At 63.2% G+C, this 17,292-nt stretch carries 11 protein-coding genes; 7 read left to right on the forward strand and 4 right to left on the reverse strand.

Features of this window, described 5'->3' with window-relative positions; all coding sequences use genetic code 11:
• The first annotated feature begins 16 nt into the window (after positions 1–16).
• On the forward strand, positions 17–457 hold the full coding sequence (tspO, locus tag J3Q04_RS12030) for a tryptophan-rich sensory protein TspO (RefSeq protein WP_434605905.1): 441 nt from the start codon (positions 17–19) through the stop codon (positions 455–457).
• Positions 458–473: 16 nt separating this feature from the next.
• On the opposite strand, the gene J3Q04_RS12035 is transcribed toward tspO, so the two are convergent.
• The 4 genes from J3Q04_RS12035 to J3Q04_RS12050 form a co-directional block, all read right to left on the reverse strand.
• Positions 474–1,505 carry an HlyD family secretion protein gene (locus J3Q04_RS12035; RefSeq protein ID WP_434605903.1) on the reverse strand — a complete coding sequence of 344 codons (1,032 nt, stop codon included), beginning with the start codon at positions 1,503–1,505 and terminating at the stop codon, positions 474–476.
• A gap of 6 nt (positions 1,506–1,511) precedes the next feature.
• Positions 1,512–3,077, reverse strand: coding sequence for an MFS transporter (locus J3Q04_RS12040; protein WP_434605901.1), 1,566 nt, complete (start codon positions 3,075–3,077; stop codon positions 1,512–1,514).
• Complete coding sequence (locus J3Q04_RS12045) at positions 3,074–4,543, reverse strand: efflux transporter outer membrane subunit (RefSeq protein WP_434605899.1); 1,470 nt, start codon at positions 4,541–4,543, stop codon at positions 3,074–3,076. Before J3Q04_RS12045 ends, J3Q04_RS12040 begins: the two co-directional genes overlap by 4 nt.
• A 177-nt stretch (positions 4,544–4,720) precedes the next feature.
• Entirely contained in the window at positions 4,721–5,095 is a 375-nt protein-coding gene (locus J3Q04_RS12050; protein ID WP_434559008.1) for a response regulator transcription factor, read from the reverse strand.
• Between the two features lie 463 nt (positions 5,096–5,558).
• Between J3Q04_RS12050 and J3Q04_RS12055 the strand changes: the two genes are divergently transcribed.
• The 6 genes from J3Q04_RS12055 (at position 5,559) to J3Q04_RS12080 (ending at position 17,249) form a co-directional block, all read left to right on the forward strand.
• On the forward strand, positions 5,559–11,033 hold the full coding sequence (locus J3Q04_RS12055) for a trifunctional serine/threonine-protein kinase/ATP-binding protein/sensor histidine kinase (RefSeq protein WP_434605897.1): 5,475 nt from the start codon (positions 5,559–5,561) through the stop codon (positions 11,031–11,033).
• Positions 11,034–11,146: 113 nt separating this feature from the next.
• Positions 11,147–11,746, forward strand: coding sequence for a lecithin retinol acyltransferase family protein (locus J3Q04_RS12060; RefSeq protein WP_434605895.1), 600 nt, complete (start codon positions 11,147–11,149; stop codon positions 11,744–11,746).
• 87 nt (positions 11,747–11,833) lie between these two features.
• A complete protein-coding gene (locus tag J3Q04_RS12065; RefSeq protein WP_434559002.1) occupies positions 11,834–12,481 on the forward strand; it encodes a response regulator transcription factor in 648 nt (215 codons plus the stop codon).
• Positions 12,482–12,812: 331 nt separating this feature from the next.
• Positions 12,813–14,534: a type I secretion system permease/ATPase gene (locus J3Q04_RS12070; protein WP_420763811.1), complete on the forward strand. Its 1,722-nt coding sequence runs from the start codon at positions 12,813–12,815 to the stop codon at positions 14,532–14,534.
• A complete protein-coding gene (locus tag J3Q04_RS12075) occupies positions 14,527–15,897 on the forward strand; it encodes an HlyD family type I secretion periplasmic adaptor subunit (protein ID WP_420763812.1) in 1,371 nt (456 codons plus the stop codon). The genes J3Q04_RS12070 and J3Q04_RS12075 overlap by 8 nt, the downstream gene beginning before the upstream one ends.
• A gap of 2 nt (positions 15,898–15,899) precedes the next feature.
• Positions 15,900–17,249 (forward strand): TolC family outer membrane protein, encoded by a 1,350-nt coding sequence (locus J3Q04_RS12080; protein WP_420763813.1) that lies wholly within the window; start codon positions 15,900–15,902, stop codon positions 17,247–17,249.
• Positions 17,250–17,292: the final 43 nt, after the last annotated feature.

Here is a 17,292-nt window from a genome sequence, read left to right on the forward strand (position 1 = left end):
CAGCTAAGGACGGACAATGACCTTCTTTATTTTTCTCATCGCCTGCTGTGCTGCTGCGAGTACTGGCGTCATTTTCAAACCGGGCCAATGGTACGAATCCCTCGTCAAACCCAGCTTCACACCGCCCAACTGGATGTTCCCGGTGGCCTGGTCGATTATTTACCTGCTGCTTGCCTGGGCAGGGTACCGCTTGAGCCTGATACCGGGAAGCCAGTTGGTCTTGGCGCTGTGGGCGGCGCAAATTGCGCTCAACACGTTATGGACGCCGGTGTTTTTCGGGGCGCATCAGATTCTCGCCGGCATGGTGATCATCGCGTTGCTCTGGCTCGTGGTGGCGGCGATGGTGGTGTTGGCACTGCGTTTGGATGTGATCACCGGGCTGATCCTGTTTCCCTACCTGGCGTGGCTATGCGTGGCTGCTGCGCTGAACTTCTCCATCCTGCGCAACAACCGTTGACGAGCTTGTTGAAACGCTAATCCCCCACACGAATATGCGGCGTAACGGACATCCCCACCCGCAGCTTCCTGGCAGCGGGCTGGTCGGGGGCAATGTGGATTCGTACCGGCAGGCGCTGGACGATCTTGGTGAAGTTCCCGGTCGCGTTGTGTGGCGCAACGGCCGAATAACTCGCGCCACTGGCCGGTCCCAGGCTTTGCACCGTGCCTTGCAACGCCTCGCCCGGCAATGCGTCCACTTCGATGTCCACCAGCTGTCCGGTCTCAACCCGCGCCAGTTGCGTCTCGCGAAAGTTCGCGGTGATGTAGACGGCGTCGAGCGGGACGATGGCCAGCAACGGTTTGCCCGCATTGACGAACGCACCGACCCGTACCGATTTCTGCCCGATCATGCCGCTGATCGGTGCCGTGATCCGGGTGTAGGACAGCTGCAGTTGCGCGATGGATTGCGTGGCCTCGGCATGGGCGAGGGTCGCCACGGCTTTTTCCAGGTCGGCCTTGAGGATTTCGACTTGTTGCCGGGCAGCTTGCAGACCCGCCTCGCTCTTGTCCCGGCGTGCCTGCTGGATGCTCAGTTGCGCTTCGGCCTGTTGCCGTGCCTGCACGGTGCCCGAGCCGTCATTGGCCAGGTTGCGATACCGCGTCTGGTTGGCAGTCGCCAACTTGACCGCGGCCTCGTCTGCCGCCAGCGCAGCCTGGGCCTGGCGAATGGCGGTGGCCTGCCGGGCCAGGTGTGCCTGCAAGCTGGCGATACCGGCCCGGGCACTGGCGACCTGGGCTGTCGCCGCGCTCAGCGCCGCCACGAAATCACGGTCGTCGATGGTCGCCAGCAAGTCGCCCTTGGCCACCGGTTGGTCGTGTTCGACCCATACCGAAGCCACCGTGCCCGACACTTGCGGCGCTACCGTGGTGAAGTCGGCGTGGACATAAGCATCGTCGGTCGACTGGATGGCGGCAGCCGACTCGGGTCGGTTGAGGTAGGCGGCCCCGCTGATCGCCACGGTGAGCAGCAATGCAATGATGAGCTTGGCTTTCTTGGGTAATGCCATGATGGGTCACCGATGGGAGGAAGAAGGGGGCGAGGCGGCCCGTATGACCGGGGCAGGGATGAAGCTCAGGCGCAGCACCAGCGGAATCAGCAGCACGGCCAGTGCGCCCAGGACGCGGTAGGCGTCGGCGATAGACAGCACCAGCGCCTGCCCGCCGATGAGCATCATCAGTTGCTGTGGATCGGGCATGGACGGCAAGGCGCCGCCCACCATGGCCGTGTGGTCCAGCAGCATTTCCGAGTGGAAACGTGCGCGCAATACCATCAACTGCCCGACCAGCGCAGCGCCGGCCAGGGACCCGAAGGCGCGCACTGTATTGATGGTGCCGGAGAAAAAAGGCCCCTCGGCAGGCTGCACCACGCTGGTAATCAGGAACAGCATCGACACCACGGCCATGGGTTGCCCCAGCGATTGCAGCGTTTGCGCCAAGACGAATTGTTCGCGGTTCCAGTCGCTGGTCAATTGCGCGCCACACAGGCACGCCAGGGCAATCAGGCACAACCCCGCGGCGAAGACCAGGCGCGCATCGACCCACTTCTGGTAGAGCAGCAGCGCCACCAGGGGGCCCAGGATCAACTGCGGCAGCGCCACGATCAGGCCAATGGAGGCCATCTGGAAGGGCCGATAATCCTGGAGCGTGGCCAGATAGCTGGCGGGCAACAGCGAGCTGGACATCAGCACCACCAGCAAGCAGAGAAACAAGGTGCAGCCCAGCCCCAGGTTGCGGCGCCCCAGGACTTGCAATTTGATGAAGGGCGAGGGGTGATACCACTCGGTCAACAAGTAGATCACCAGCAATGCCAGGCCGGCCAGCAGCGAGGAGGTGACCAGCGGCGAATTGAACCAGTCCAGGCGCGTGCCTTGGTCCAGTGCCACCGTGATCAGGCCGAAGGCCGGCACCGCGAATGCCATGCCCAGCCAGTTGGCATGCCCGAAACGCTGGGGTTGGATGGGTTCTTTGGGCAATCCCCAGCCAATCAATGCCGCAGCGATACAGGCCAGCGGAATAATCTGCCAGTACACCCAGCGCCAGTCCTGCAGGCCATCTGTCCAATGGCCGGCCAGCCAGATGGACAGGTTGGGCGCGAAGGTGGCGGTCATGGCATACAACGCCAACCCATACAGCCGTATCGATGGCGGCAAGAATTTCAGCGCAGCCATCATCAGCAAGGGGATCGTCATGCCACTGGCGAGGCCTTGAACAAAGCGCAACGCCAGCAGCAGGTCCAGGTCCCGGATGAAGGGCAATATCGCCGCCAGCGCGGTACAAGTGCCCAACACCCACAGTTCGAGGCGGCGGACCGAAAGCGTCATGGCAAACCAGGCCGCAAAGGGCATCGCGATCAGCTCCCCGGCGCTGTACGCCGTGGTGAGCCAGGAGGCGTCGTCCAGGCCGAAGCCCAACGCGCCCCTCACGTCCGCCAGGGCCAAAGCACCGACGCGGATGTTCAGTCCCGCCATCATTGCCGCCAGGAAGATGCCCAGCAGGCCGACCAACGGCCGCTTCGAGGCCCCGGCGTGGGGCGCTTCGCTGACAGCGACGGCGGCCGTCGGCAAGGCCATGCTGTTCATCGAACCTGCTCCGGATCCCAGCCGCCGCCCAGGGATTTGTACAGATTGACCACGGTGAGGGTGGCGTTGGTCGCGCTGGTGTTGAGGTGGGTCTGGCTGGCCAACAAGTTGAGTTGCGCCGTGAGGACGCTCAGATAGTCGGCGGCGCCTTGTTGATAGCCACGCTCCGCCGCGTCCAGTGCCTCCCTGTTCTGTTCGTACGAAACCTGCAGCTCGTCGTGCTGGCGCCGTTGAGCAGCCCAGGCGTCCAAGGCATTGTCTACCTCGTGCCAGGCTTGCAGCACGGTCTGGCGATAGGCGAGGGCGGCGGTTTTTTGCCGCGATTCGTTCAGGGCCAAGCGCTGCATCAGGCGGCCACCCTCGAAGATGGGCAGGTAGACGGTCGGCCCGACCGAAAACATCCGCGAGTCCCAACTGGTGAGGTCGCCGCTGTCGAAAGCCTCCACGCCGATGCGGCCTTTCAAGCCGATACGCGGATAGAAATCAGCCTTGGCCACGCCGATAGCCGCCGTGGCAGCGTGGAGTTGCGCCTCGGCGCGCAGGATATCCGCGCGCCGGTGGGCCAGTTCCGACGGCACGCCCAGCGGAATGCGTGCAGGCAGCGACGGCAGGGGCATGGCCTGGCGCAGTTGCGCATCGAGGGCTCGCGGTTGTTCACCCATGAGCAGGGCAAGGGCGTTCATCTGGGCGTTACGACGCTGGGCCAGCTCGGGAAACAGGGCTTTGACCGTCGCCAACTGCGCGCGGGCCGATGAGGTTTCGAAGCGTGTCGCCACGCCGTTGCGTTCGCGGCTTTCGGCCAGGGCCAGGGTGCGTTCGGCAACCGCTTGGTTCTGCCGGGCAATGTCCAGTTGTGCCTGGGTCCCGCGTAACTGCAGATACGTGCGCGCCACTTCGGCGGCCAGCGCCACCCTTACGGCTTCGCGATCGTACAGCGAGGCCTGGACTGTCGCCTCGGCACCTTCGCGCGAACGTCGGGCCCGGCCCCAGAGGTCGATTTCCCAGTTCGCATCGAAACCCAGCTGCCAGAAATTGCTGGGATCGGTGGGAGCCCCCAGGGCGGCGAATTTGCCATGCTCGCTTAGCCCCTCGCGGGCGTAGCTGGCGTTGGCGCCGACAATGGGCAACAGCTGCGACGCGACGATGCCCAGCCGTGCGCGGCTTTGCTCGATGCGTTCGGCGGCCATTTGCAAGTCAAGGTTTCCCTCCAGCGTGCGCGCCAGCAACTGGGTGAGCAGGGCGTCATTGAACAGCCGCCACCATTGCATGGGCACGGCCGCAGTGGAGGAGCGAGGCTCGCCGTAGTGTTCCTGGCGGGGCGTCAGTTGCGCGGCGTCCAATCCGTTTTCAGGCCTGATGAAATCCGGGCCCACCATGCAGCCCGCCAGGCAAGCAGCGCCAAGCGCCGCGGTGATGGCGGGGAAGCGAGAGCGTAGGTACTGGGGTAATTCGTCGAAGCCTGACATAGCCAGATCCCCGCAATGTGCGGCGTCAGCCGAAGAGCCTCCGCCATGGGGTCGATAGATTCGTGACCCCATATTATCGACGGGTTGCCCCAGGCACACTTCTACCTCGGTTCAGCGAAACCATACGTGGGATAGGCGGGGATATACGCAAGTATGAGCAGGAACCGATCCCGTTGATCAGTGCGGCTGACCGAGGGCTTTTGCGATGCAGTCCAGCAACCTTCTGGCATCGCAGGGCTTGGGCAGGCAATCCACCAGCCCCGACGTGTTGGCGGCCAGTTCCGGGTACGCCGTAATGAACAGGGTAGGGATACGCACCTTGTTTTTCAGCAGGTGCCGATGCAACTCGATGCCGCTCATGCCCGGCATCTGTATGTCGCAAACCAGGCAGCCGGTTTGCGCGGGCGCTTCTGAATCGAGGAATTCCCTGGCGCTGCGATACGTACGGACCTGATGGCCGCTGGACCGCAACAGGCTATTGAGCGCCGTGCGTACGGATTCATCGTCATCGATGACTGCGATCGTCTTGTTGCACACGGGGGTGTCTTCCATGGGATCGCTCGTAACAGCGCCGGTTTTCAATTCACCATACGCGGTCCGTCCAGGCGCAAAAGTATACCTATGTATATCCGGCTAAGACCTAAGGTGCGCGCGCCCCTGGCGGCATGCAACCAACGGATGCCCAAGTCATACGCGGGCAGGAATGACTGGCGGGGAATTTCACATAGACTGGCGCCGCATCGTCGGCCTGCGTGGTCATTCAACTGCCGTATCCGCTGTGTCCGAGGCCCGTCATCGCCGTTGAAAAAAATATGGGAAGGGCACAGGCGAGGCGCTAATCTAAACGACGGCAATACGATCCGTCCCGGAACCCGACATGAACGCTTTTCGTCGAGTCGCCGGCGCAGCCATGGAAGCCGAACCCTGGCCTTGGCAATTGCGGCATGACACTGGATGGCAGCTCGACGGTAAATGCAACTGAACCCCTCTTGCTCCAGTGCCGATGGAAACCCGCATGCAAACACAATGGGACGATGGCGAGCGTATCTTCTGCCGGGAACGACGCCCAGGTGCCGACGGCGATAAACCTGTCCTGGTGGTTCGGCCCGCCACCCGCCAGCCGCGGCCCGATTGCCTTGAGCGTCTTGCTCATGAATTCGGCCTGAGGGACCAGTTGGATGCTTCGTGGTGCGTACGGCCCCTGGAATGGATCAGTGAAGGTCCTCAAGTGCAATTGGTCGCCAGCGACCCGGGTGGTTTGCCGCTGTTGCAATTGCTCACCTCGCCCTTGGAGACGACCCGGTTCTTGCAGCTCGCGGTGAGCATTGCCGTCGCATTGGGCAAGCTTCACGAGCGTGGCCTGATCCATAAGGACATCAAGCCCAGCCATATCCTGGTGGATTGCGACGACGGCCAGGCCCGGCTCACCGGGTTCGGCATGACGTCACGCTTGCCCCGCGAGCGGCAGGCTCCCGAGACGCTTGCCGGGACGCTGGCCTACATGGCGCCCGAACAGACCGGCAGGATGAATCGCTCGATCGACTCGCGCAGTGATCTCTATTCTTTCGGCGTCACGCTCTACCAGATGTTGACCGGCTCGCTGCCGTTCACGGCATCAGACCCGATCGAATGGGTGCATTGCCATATCGCCAAGAGGCCGCTGGCGCCCAACGAGCGGATCCAAACCATTCCCGACATGCTGTCGCGGATCGTCATGAAGCTGCTCGCCAAGACCGCCGAGGAACGCTACCAGACGGCCGCGAGCGTAGAGCACGACCTGCGTCAGTGCCTGGCGCATTGGCGGCAGTGGCGTCGCATCGAAGATTTTGCATTGGGCGAGCAAGGCGGCTCAGACCGCCTTTTGATTCCCGAAAAACTCTATGGACGCGAGCCCGAGGTCCAAGCGTTGGTAAGCGCGTTCAACCGGGTGGTTGAACGTGGCGCGCCGGAACTCGTGCTGGTCACGGGGTATTCCGGGATTGGTAAATCTTCCGTGGTCAACGAGCTGCACAAGGTACTCGTGCCGCCAAGGGGGTTGTTCGCCCGTGGCAAGTTCGATCAGTACCGGCGCGATATTCCCTATTCGACGCTGATCCAGGCGTTTCAGAGCCTGGTGCGTACGCTGTTGGGCAAGAGCGATGCCGAGTTGGCCGGTTGGCGCGATGCATTGCGCCAGGCCCTGGACCCCAACGCACGGCTGATGACGGACCTGATCCCTGAACTGAGGCTGATCGTCGGGGAGCCGCCTGCGGTGCTGGCACTCGATCCCCAGCAGGAGCAACGGCGCTTCCTGCTGGTGTTGCGCCGTTTTATCGGTGTGTTCGCCCGCCGCGAGCATCCCCTGGCGCTGTTTCTCGACGACTTGCAATGGCTTGACGCGGCGACGCTCGACCTGCTGGAAGACCTGCTGACCAGCGACGACGTGCAATATCTGCTGCTGGTCGGTGCGTACCGCAGCAACGAAGTGGATGCGACGCACCCGCTGTCAGGCAAACTCAAGACGCTGCGCAGCGTCGGCGGCAAGGTCAGCGAAATCATGCTCTCACCGCTCGCCAAGGGGCATATCGAGCAATTGATCGCCGAGGCGCTGCATGACGAGCCTGCTCGCATCGAGCCGCTGGCGCAGTTGGTGCTGGACAAGACCGCGGGCAATCCGTTCTTCGTGATCCAGTTCTTGCAGGCGCTCGCCGATGAGCACTTGCTGGCGTTCGATCATGGCAGCCGACAGTGGTGGTGGGACCCGGATCGGATTCACGCCAAGGGGTACACCGACAACATCGTCGACTTGATGAGCGGCAAGCTGGCGCGCCTGCCGGCCCAGACGCAGCAGGCCTTGCAGCAGCTTGCTTGCATGGGGAACGTCTGCGGGCTGAACGCACTGGCGGTTATCCTTGAGGTCCCCAGAGCGCAAATCCGCACGGTCCTCTGGGAGGCGGTCCGCCAGGAACTGGTAGAGCGCCGCGACGGTGCTTACGGTTTTGTCCACGACCGTATCCATGAAGCGGCCTACTCGATGATCCCCCCGGAGTCACGCGCCTCGGCCCATTTGAAAATCGGCCGGCTGCTGGCCCGGCAGACCGCTCCCGAGGGCCGGGACGAGGCGATATTCGACATCGTGGGCCAGCTCAACCTCGGCGCCGGGTTGCTCGTCGATCAGGCCGAGCGAGAGGAGCTGGCCGCGCTCAACTTGCTCGCCGGCCAACGGGCCAAGGCGTCGACGGCCTATGCGTCGGCACTCAATTACCTGGCCCATGGTGCCCAGCTGCTGGGCGATGACAGTTGGACGCATCGGCACGGCTTGAATTTCGCCCTTGAGCTGAACAGGGCCGAATGCGAGTTCCTCACCGGCCAGCTCGCCATTGCCGACGAGCGGCTGACGGCGCTGGCCAATCGCGCCGTGACGGTGAGCGAACGGGCCAGTGTCGCCTGCCTGTTGATGGATGTGTACTTGCTGATGGATCGCAGCGACGGCGCGGTGGCGGTGTGTCTCGCGTACTTGCGGCATGTCGGCATTCACTGGGCCGCGCAGCCAAGTGACGAGGCCGTGCGCCAGGAATACGACCGCATCGCCACATTGCTCGGCGATAGGGCCATCGAGGATTTGATCGATCTGCCCTTGATGGAAGACGCGACCGCGTTGGAGACCGTCAATGCGCTGAGCAAGCTCTTCGCCCCGGCCCTGCAAAGTGACGCGAACCTGGCGGACCTGTTGATCTGCAAGGCCATCACCTTGAGCCTGGAACGCGGCAATTGCGACGCGTCCTGTGTGCTCTATGCCAATCTGTTCAGGGTCGCGGGCCGGCGGTTCGGCGACCATGAGGTGGGGTTCCGTTTCGGGCAGCTGGGCTGCGACCTTGTCGAGCACCGTGGCATGACTCGATTCGAAGCCAGCACCTATCTGTGCTTCTCTTGCTTTGCCGTGCGCTGGATGAGACCGGTCGGACAATGCCGCGACCTCTTGCGTCGTTCGTTTGCGGCTGCGAACCGGATCGGGGACCTGCCGTACGGTGCCTACGCGGGCAACAACCTCACTGCGGATCTGCTCTTCGCCGGGGAACCGCTGCCCAAGGTACAAGATGAAGCCGAGCGTGGCCTGGACTATGCGAGGAAGGTGCGTTTCGGGCTGGTGACGGATTTCATCGTCACGCAATTGCTGCTGATCCGGATGCTTCGCGGCCAGACGTCGATCTTCGGGCGCCTGGATGACGACGAACTGGACGAGGTGACCACCGAATCCCATTTGTCCAGCAATCCGGACCTGGTCCTGGCTGAATGCTTGTACTGGGTTCGCAAGCTACAGGCCCGCTGTATGGCCGACGAGCCAGAAGCGGCCTTGGCCGCTGCCGAAAAAGCGCGCCGGTTGCTCTGGGTTTGCCAGTCCTTTTTCGAGGAAGCCGAATATCACTTTTTCGGTGCCCTGGCCCATGCTGCCGTTTATGACAAAGCCCCTGCGGATCAGCGAGGGGCGCATCTGGACGCAATGAAGGAGGGCCATGGACAGCTTCAGGCCTGGGCGCAGCAGTGCCCGGACAACTTTGCCAGCCGCGCCGCACTGGTGGGCGCGGAGATTGCCCGTGTCGAAGGGCGGCCAATCGATGCCGAGCTGCTTTACGAACACGCCATGAACCTCGCCCGGCAAAGCGGCTTCGTCCATGTCGAGGCGCTTGCCAACGAACTAGCCTCACGTTTCTACGCCGCCCGTGGCCTTGGGAAAATCGCTCGCATGTATATGCAGGACGCCTGCTACGGCTATCTGCGTTGGGGAGCCGACGGCAAGGTTCGACAGCTCGAAGCCCGGTATCCGTGGCTGCGCGAAACAGAACCCGCGCCCGGCCCGGCGACTACGATGGCGACTCCGGTGGAACACCTGGACATCGCCACCGTGCTCAAAGTCTCTCAGGCAGTGTCGGGAGAAATCGTCCTGGAGAAGCTGATTGATCGGGTGATGGCCACGGCCATCGAGCAGGCCGGCGCTGAGCGCGGCCTGCTGATCCTGTCCACTGGCGAGGGGCACCGGATCGCGGCGCAAGCGACGACCGGCGGGACCACGACGCAACTGCGTGACGAGCCGGTCAGTTCGGCGCTGTTGCCGGAGTCGATTTTTTACCATGTGCTGCGGACCCAGGAGAGCGTGTTTCTCGACGACGCCATGGGCCCGGCTGCCGCGACGTTTGCCGCCGATCCCTACTTTCGCCAATGTCCCGTGCGGTCGATCCTCTGTCTGCCGCTGGTCAACCAGGCCACGCTGGTGGGCGTGCTGTATTTGGAAAACAGCCTTGCCGCCCATGTATTCAGTCCGAACCGCCTCGCCATCCTGAATCTGGTGGCGTCTCGCGCGGCTATCTCCCTGGAAAACGCTCGTCTGTACCGAGAGGTGGCCGAACGGGAGGCAAAGATCCGTCGTCTCGTCGATGCCAACATCATCGGGATTCTGGTCTGGAATGCCGAGGGCGACATCATCGAAGCCAACGACGCGTTCCTGCGCATGGTGGGCTATGAGCGCGAAGACCTTGCCTCCGGCCGGCTGCGTTGGCGGGACCTGACGGTGCCGGAGCATCGCGAGCTGAGCGAGCGTTCTTTGGCCCAGGCCCTGCGCACCGGACAAGCCTGCCCGTACGAGAAGGAGTACTTCAGGAAAGACGGCAGCCGTCTGCCGGTGATCGTTGGCCTGGCCATGTTCGAAGCCAGCAGCCGGGAAGGCGTGGCCTTTGTGCTGGATCTGACCGAGCGCCGACAGGCCGAGGAGAAGATTCGCGAAAGCGAGCGTCGCTATCGCGAAGTGCAGGCCGAACTGGCCCATGCAAACCGAGTCGCGACGATGGGCCAGTTGGTCGCCTCGATCGCCCATGAGGTCAACCAGCCGATCGCCGCGACGATCCTCAATGCCGACGCCGCCCTGCGTTGGCTCAACGCCCAGCCGCCGGAAATCGAGGAAGTCCGGCAGATTCTCGGGCATCTGGTCTTCGATGCCAATCGAGCCGCCGATGTGCTGGGGCGAATCCGCGAGCACATCCGCAAGGCTCCACCGCAGAAAGGGCCGCTGGACATCAACGCAGCCATCGAGGAAATGGTCGAGTTCAGCCGCAGCCAGATCATCAAGAGTGGCGCCTCGATCCAAACACACCTGGCCGACGCGCTGCCTGCTATCGACGGGGATCGCGTGGAGCTGCAACAGGTGCTGCTCAACCTGATCATGAACGCATTGGAGGCCATGAGCGCCGTCGATGAAAGCGAGCGGCACTTGTCGATCAGTTCCGGGCTGGACGATGCCGGTTGCGTGTGGGTGAAAGTCTGCGATTCGGGGCCGGGCTTTGCCTTGGGATGCGCGGAACGGGTGTTCGCATCGTTCTACACCACCAAGGCTTCGGGCCTTGGGCTGGGATTATCCATCTGTCGATCGATCATCGAAGCCCACGGCGGCTGTTTGCAGGCGCACGCCAACCAGCCCCGTGGGGCTGTCCTCGAGTTCTCGCTGCCCGTTGCTCGTTAATACCAAGGTTTACATGCTGCATATCAATCGATCAGTGAACCAATCCCACGTACAAATGATCCCCGCCAACCCGAGCGATACAGTGATTGCCATGGGTTGCGGAGGATCTGGCAATGAAACTGACAGGCATCGCGGCGGATGAATTTTCGTCACTTCGTTCAATAGTGCTTATCTGCCTGGCGTTGGTAGCGGCCAACGTCTCCTACCGTTTGGTTGTGCCGGTGTCGGCAGGCGTGACTCTGGAACCCCGCCACGGCACCAAAAGGCCCGGAGGGCTGGCGATCGATTCGCTGAGGTTGGTCGATATCAGCGCCTTGGGCGAGGTGCCCATCGGGGCGCATCTGATCAGTCCGCGCCGTTTCTATATCCATCACGGGATTTACCTGGGCGCCGGAAGCGTTGCCCATTATTCGGGGTTCAGTGGCGCGCTGGAAGCGGGGCCCATCGAAGTGACCGATCTGGAGCATTTCGCCAGTGGCAGGCCGGTGTGGATCATCGAACAACCCGCCCGCTATCCGGCCAACGAAGTGGCCCGTCGGGCCCGCTCCAGGTTGGGCGAAAACCGCTACAGTCTCCTGGCCAACAACTGCGAACATTTCTGCACCTGGTGCCTTACCGGGAAGGGCTACAGTGCCCAGGTCGGCGCGTATTGGCACCGGCCGCGCGAGTTCCTGGCAACGATTACCGCACTGAAGGCTCTTTTCGTTGCGTGACGCTACCGATTGCGCCTCGTCAGGCCCACTTCGGCGTCGAAGGCGCTGTGCTAGGCTTTTTCAATCCACCCTGCGAGAGAATCGTGCATGAACGGCAATATCAAAAACAATGAGCCGGGCAGCGAAGGTCCTGTTGTGTTCGTGCTGGACGACGATGCGTCCATACGTTGTGCATTGAGCAATCTCCTGCGCTCTGTCGGCATGCGCGTCGAGACATTCGCGTCCACCGCCGAGTTTCTCCAGCGGCCCAAACCCGATTGCGCCAGTTGCCTGGTACTCGATGTCCGGTTGCAGGGCAGTAGCGGGCTGGATTTCCAGCGCCAGTTGGCGGCGTCGAATATCAGGATTCCCATCATCTTCATTACCGGTCACGGCGACATTGAAATGTCCGTCAAGGCGATGAAGGCCGGCGCCATGGACTTTTTGGCTAAACCGTTTCGCGAACAGGATTTGCTGGACGCCGTGTCAGCTGCGCTTGAGGCGGACGTCAAACGGCGGGAAATCGAGCAGCAGCTTTGCGGCTTGCATACGCGTTACCAGACGTTGACGGCGCGCGAGAAGGAGGTCATGGCCCTGGCCGCCAAGGGGCTGATGAACAAACAGATCGCCGGGCAGATGAACCTGAGCGAGATTACCGTGAAAATCCATCGCGCCCATGCCATGAAGAAAATGCACGCCAAGTCGTTCGCCGACCTGGTGCGGATGGCTGAAACCCTCGGCGCAGAACCTGCCTAACGCGCCAAACCTGTGGGAGCGAGCTTGCTCGCGATGGCCGTAAGGCAGTCAAATCGATGCGACTGGTCCGCCAACATCGCGAGCAAGCTCGCTGCCACAGCAAAGCCCGATCCCGAACCGCCGCCGTTTTGCTCTATCCCTCGCAAAAATCCCGCTTCCCCTCTGGCACTAACCTGCGACTACGTTGTCAGTACTTGGCCGCCGTAGGGCCGACGTTCGGCTCATATAGCGACAATGTCAGCTACATGACGCCCTTTTTTTGACGCCTTCGGGACAAAGACTCGCATGGATTTCGCGGGGACCGTTATTTCCTTTTGCGGGTTGACACTCTATGGGTTTTTTTCTCGATCCACGGCATGACATTGATGCCGCTTTGTTAAGTTATCGCCGTGTATTCTGGTCCCTGGCCTTGTTCAGCGGCGTGATCAATCTGCTGGTGCTGGTGCCGTCGCTCTACATGATGCAGGTCTACGACCGGGTCCTGACCAGTCGCAACGAAACCACCCTGGTCATGCTCACCTTGATCGCCCTTGGGCTGTTCATGTTCAGTGCGTTGATCGAGTGGGTGCGCGGCGAGGTGATGATCCGCATGAGCGCCGGGCTGGACGACGCCTTGGGCGAGCGGATTTTCGATGCGGCGTTTGCCCGCAGCCTGCGCGAGCACAACGCCAACCCGGCACAAGTGCTCACCGATCTTGCCACCTTGCGACAGCTGATTACCGGCCAGGGCCTGATCGCCTTGCTCGATGCGCCGTGGCTGCCGATCTTCCTGCTGGTGGCGTTCATCTTTCACCCTTGGTTCGGCGTATTGACGCTGGTGCTCGCCGTATTGCTGATCGGCCTGGCGCTGTGGGGCGAGTTGGCGACCCGTTCCCGCCTGGGAGAGGCCAATCGACTGGGCGTGCAGTCCTCGGTCTACGTCAACAGCACATTGCACAACGCCGAGGTCATCCAGGCCCTGGGCATGCTCGGGCCCCTGCGCCAGCGCTGGAGCCTGCTGCAACAACGGATCATCGCCGCGCAGGCCCACGCCAGCGACCGCGGGGCGCGCATCACCTCGGCGACGCGATTCGTGCGGATTTCCGGTCAGTCCCTCGCTTTGGGATTGGGCGCGCTGCTGGTGCTGGAGGGGCAGCTCTCGGCGGGGATGATGATCGCCATGTCGCTGCTGCTGGGACGTGCCCTGGCTCCGGTGGAAATCGCCATCGGCTCGTGGAAGCAATTCAACAGCGGCCGCCAGAGTTACCAGCGCCTGAGCCAACTGCTCGCGCAACATCCGCGCGATCGCTTGCGCATGCCGCTGCCACCGCCCACCGGCGCGCTGCGCCTGGAGCAGTTGTACGTCGGACCGCCCGGGGCATCACAGCCGATTCTGCGGGGCATCAATTTCAGCCTCGGCAAGGGCGAAGTGCTCGCGGTGGTTGGTCCCAGTGCCAGCGGCAAATCGACTCTGGCTCGCGCGTTGGTTGGCGTGTGGCCGGCCATGGGCGGATCGGTGCGCCTGGACGATGCCGAGATCAGCCAGTGGTCCCATGACGCGCTGGGGCCATACCTGGGCTATCTGCCCCAGGACATCGAACTGTTCGATGGCAGCGTCGCCGACAACATCGCCCGTTTCGGCGAGCAGGACGCCGACAAAATCATCGCCGCCAGCCGTCAAGCGGGCATTCACGAAATGATTCTCAGGTTTCCCAAGGGCTACGACACACCGTTGGGCCCTGGCGGGCTTGGCCTGTCTGGCGGTCAGAAGCAACGCCTGGGCCTGGCGCGCGCGCTGTATGGCAGCCCGTCCGTGATCGTGCTCGACGAGCCCAACTCCAACCTCGATGAAGCCGGTGAACTGGCGCTGGTGCAGGCCATCGGCGTGCTCAAGGCCGCCGGCAGCACCGTGGTGTTGATCACCCATCGGCCCAACGTGCTGGCGGTGGTCGATCACATCCTCGTGTTGAAGGACGGCACTCAACAAGCGTTCGGCCCTCGGGACCGAGTGCTCAAGGCGCTGATGCCGGGGCCGCGGCCGGCCGCTGTGCGGGAGGCAGGCAAGGATGCGTGATTTGAAATCGGCCACACCGGCCCACGGCGAGCATGGCCTGAGCGTGCTCAGCAGCGACACATTGCCCACCGCGAGCACCGATGCGGGCGGCGCGGCGCGCTACGGCGTGGTTTTCCTGGCCCTGACCCTTGGCGGCTTTCTGCTTTGGGCCTGCCTGGCGCCACTCGACCAGGGCGTGGTGGGCAGCGGCACCGTGGTAGTGGCGGGGGAGCGCAAAGCGGTGCAGTCACTGGTGGGGGGCGTGGTGGAAAAACTGTTGGTCAGTGATGGCGATCGTGTCAGCCAGGGGCAGTTGCTGGTGCAGCTCAACACGGTGCAGGCGCAATCGCAGTTGGACGTGACCCTGGGCAAGCTGCTCAACGACCGCAGCATCGAGGCGCGGTTGATGGCCGAGCGCCTGGGCGCCGATGAAATCCAATGGCCGCAACAATTGCTGGAGCGCGCCGATGAGCCACGTGTCAAGGCGGCCATGGCCCTGCAGAGTCAGCTGTTCATGACCCGGCGTGCCGAACTGGGCAGCCGCCTGAAGATCATCGAGCATGAAATCGGCGCCTTGCAGCAACAACTGCAGGGCTACGAAGGGGTCAAGCGCAACTACGATGCGCAAATGCGCTTCCAGCAACAGGAACTCGAGGGCTTGCGCGAGTTGGCCCGGGAAGGCTACGTGCCGCGCAACAAACTTTTCGAGGCCGAGCGAAACGCGGCGCAACTGGCCGGACAGATCGCTTCGGGCATCGGCGACGTCGGGCGCACCCGCCAGGCGATCAACGAAAGTCGGCTCAAGGCCTTGCAGGCGCAGCAGGAGTTTCGCCGCGATGCCGAAACCCAGCTCAGCGAGGTTTCGGCCGAAGCCGCTGCCTATGCCGATCAGATCCGCGCCTTGCAGTTTGAAGTCGATAACGGTGCGATCCGCGCGCCGGTGGCGGGCCAGGTCATGGACATGTCGATCCACACCGTGGGCGGCGTCGCCCAGGCCGGGCAGACGCTGATGCAGGTGGTGCCGTTGGACGCGCCGATGGCGATCACCGCGCGTTTCGATCCGTTGATGGCCAATAAGCTCACCCCCGGATTGCCGGTGCATGTGCATTTCACCGCCCTGCAGCGGGTGGATACGCCGACTGTGACCGGCACGGTGACCACCGTGTCGGCGGACCAACTGATCGACCAGCAGACCCACCAGCCGTACTTCTCCGCCAAGGTAGAAATTCCCGCCGAGACAGTCGTCGCGCTGCAAGGCGCCGGTTTGCTGGTGCGGCCCGGCATGCTCGCCGACGTCACCGTCGTGACCGGTGAACGCACCTTGATGAACTACCTGATGAAACCATTGCGCGAACGCTTGCTGGCTGCCTTCAAAGAGGAATGAGCATGACCGACCGTTGCCGTTACGGCGTCCGTGTGCTGTTGAGCCTGTACACCAGTTGGGCGGTGATCGGCCCCGCCTGGGCGGCGGAGGGCGGGCTGAGCCTGACTGCCGCCTACGATGCCTCGCGGCTCAATGACCCGACCTTGCAGACCGCGACCCACGCCTACGACGCGTCCCGGCAGGAAGAAGCGATTGGGCGTGGCGGGCTTTATCCGCAGGTCTCGCTGTCCTCGCGGTATGGGTATGGCGGGCGTACCGATGGCGGTGACGACAGCAGTTATGTGAACAGCAACGACTACCAGGCGAACAGCGTGACGCTGGCGGCGCAACAGCCGCTGTATGACAAGGGGCGCTGGGCGGCTTATCAGGAAGGCAAAGCCCGCGGCGTGCTCGGTAGCCAACAATTCGACGTGGCCGGCCAAGCCTTGTTCGACCGGGTCGCCAAGGGCTATTTCGATGTGGCCCGGGCCGAGAATGAATTGAAGTTGATCGCCCAGCAGAAGACCGCCATTCGTGGCTTGGTCATCCAAAGCAAAAAGCTCTATGAAGGCGGCCAGGGGGCAATCACCGACATCGACGAGGCCCAGGCCCGGCTCGATCTGGTGGAGGCCCAGGAAACCGAAGCCCAGGCCCGTCGCGTGGCCGCGCTGCGGGCACTGTCGGGACGGGCAAGCGTGCCCATCGAGGACATCCAGCCGATGCGCGAAGAATTGCCTGCCGGCAGCCCCATCCCGCCGGAGCAGGATTTGCCGTACTGGACGGCAATCGCCCGCGAGGCCAGCCCCGAACTGGCCGCGCGGCTGGCGGCGGTGAAAGTCGCCGAGGCCCAGGCCGACAGCCAGCGCGCCGGGCATTACCCGACGTTGTCGTTGACCACGCAGTTGACGCGCCGGGAAACCCGCCAGTACCAAGAGCTCGACCCGCGCCAGGACACCTATTACGTCGGTGTGCAGCTGGACATCCCCTTGTATCGCGGCGGCGCGGTGCGCGCTTCGGTGGCCAAGGCCGAGGCACAACTGGCCGGCGCCCAGTCCGACTATGACGTGCAGCGTCAGGAGCTGGCCGAGTCCATCGAGACCGATTACCTGGGCGTGGTGGCGGGGTTCGCCAAGAGCAGGGCCATGCTACGGGCGGTGGAGTCCAATCAGCGCGCGCTGACGTCGACGGAAAAAGGCTTCCAGGGCGGCGTGCGCTCGACGGTCGACATCCTCGACGCCCAGCAACGGCTGTTCCAGGCGCGCCGGGACCTGCTCGACACCAAGCTCGACATGCTCCAAAGCTACGTAAGCCTGCACACCCACACCGGCCAGATGAACCGTGCGGTGCTGGAGCAGGTGCAAAGTCTGTTCTGAAGTCGTGGCGCTGTGGTGGCGAGGGAGCTTGCTCCCGCTGGGC

The sequence above is a fragment of the Pseudomonas sp. D4-21 genome, assembly GCF_051132125.1.
Lineage (GTDB): Bacteria > Pseudomonadota > Gammaproteobacteria > Pseudomonadales > Pseudomonadaceae > Aquipseudomonas.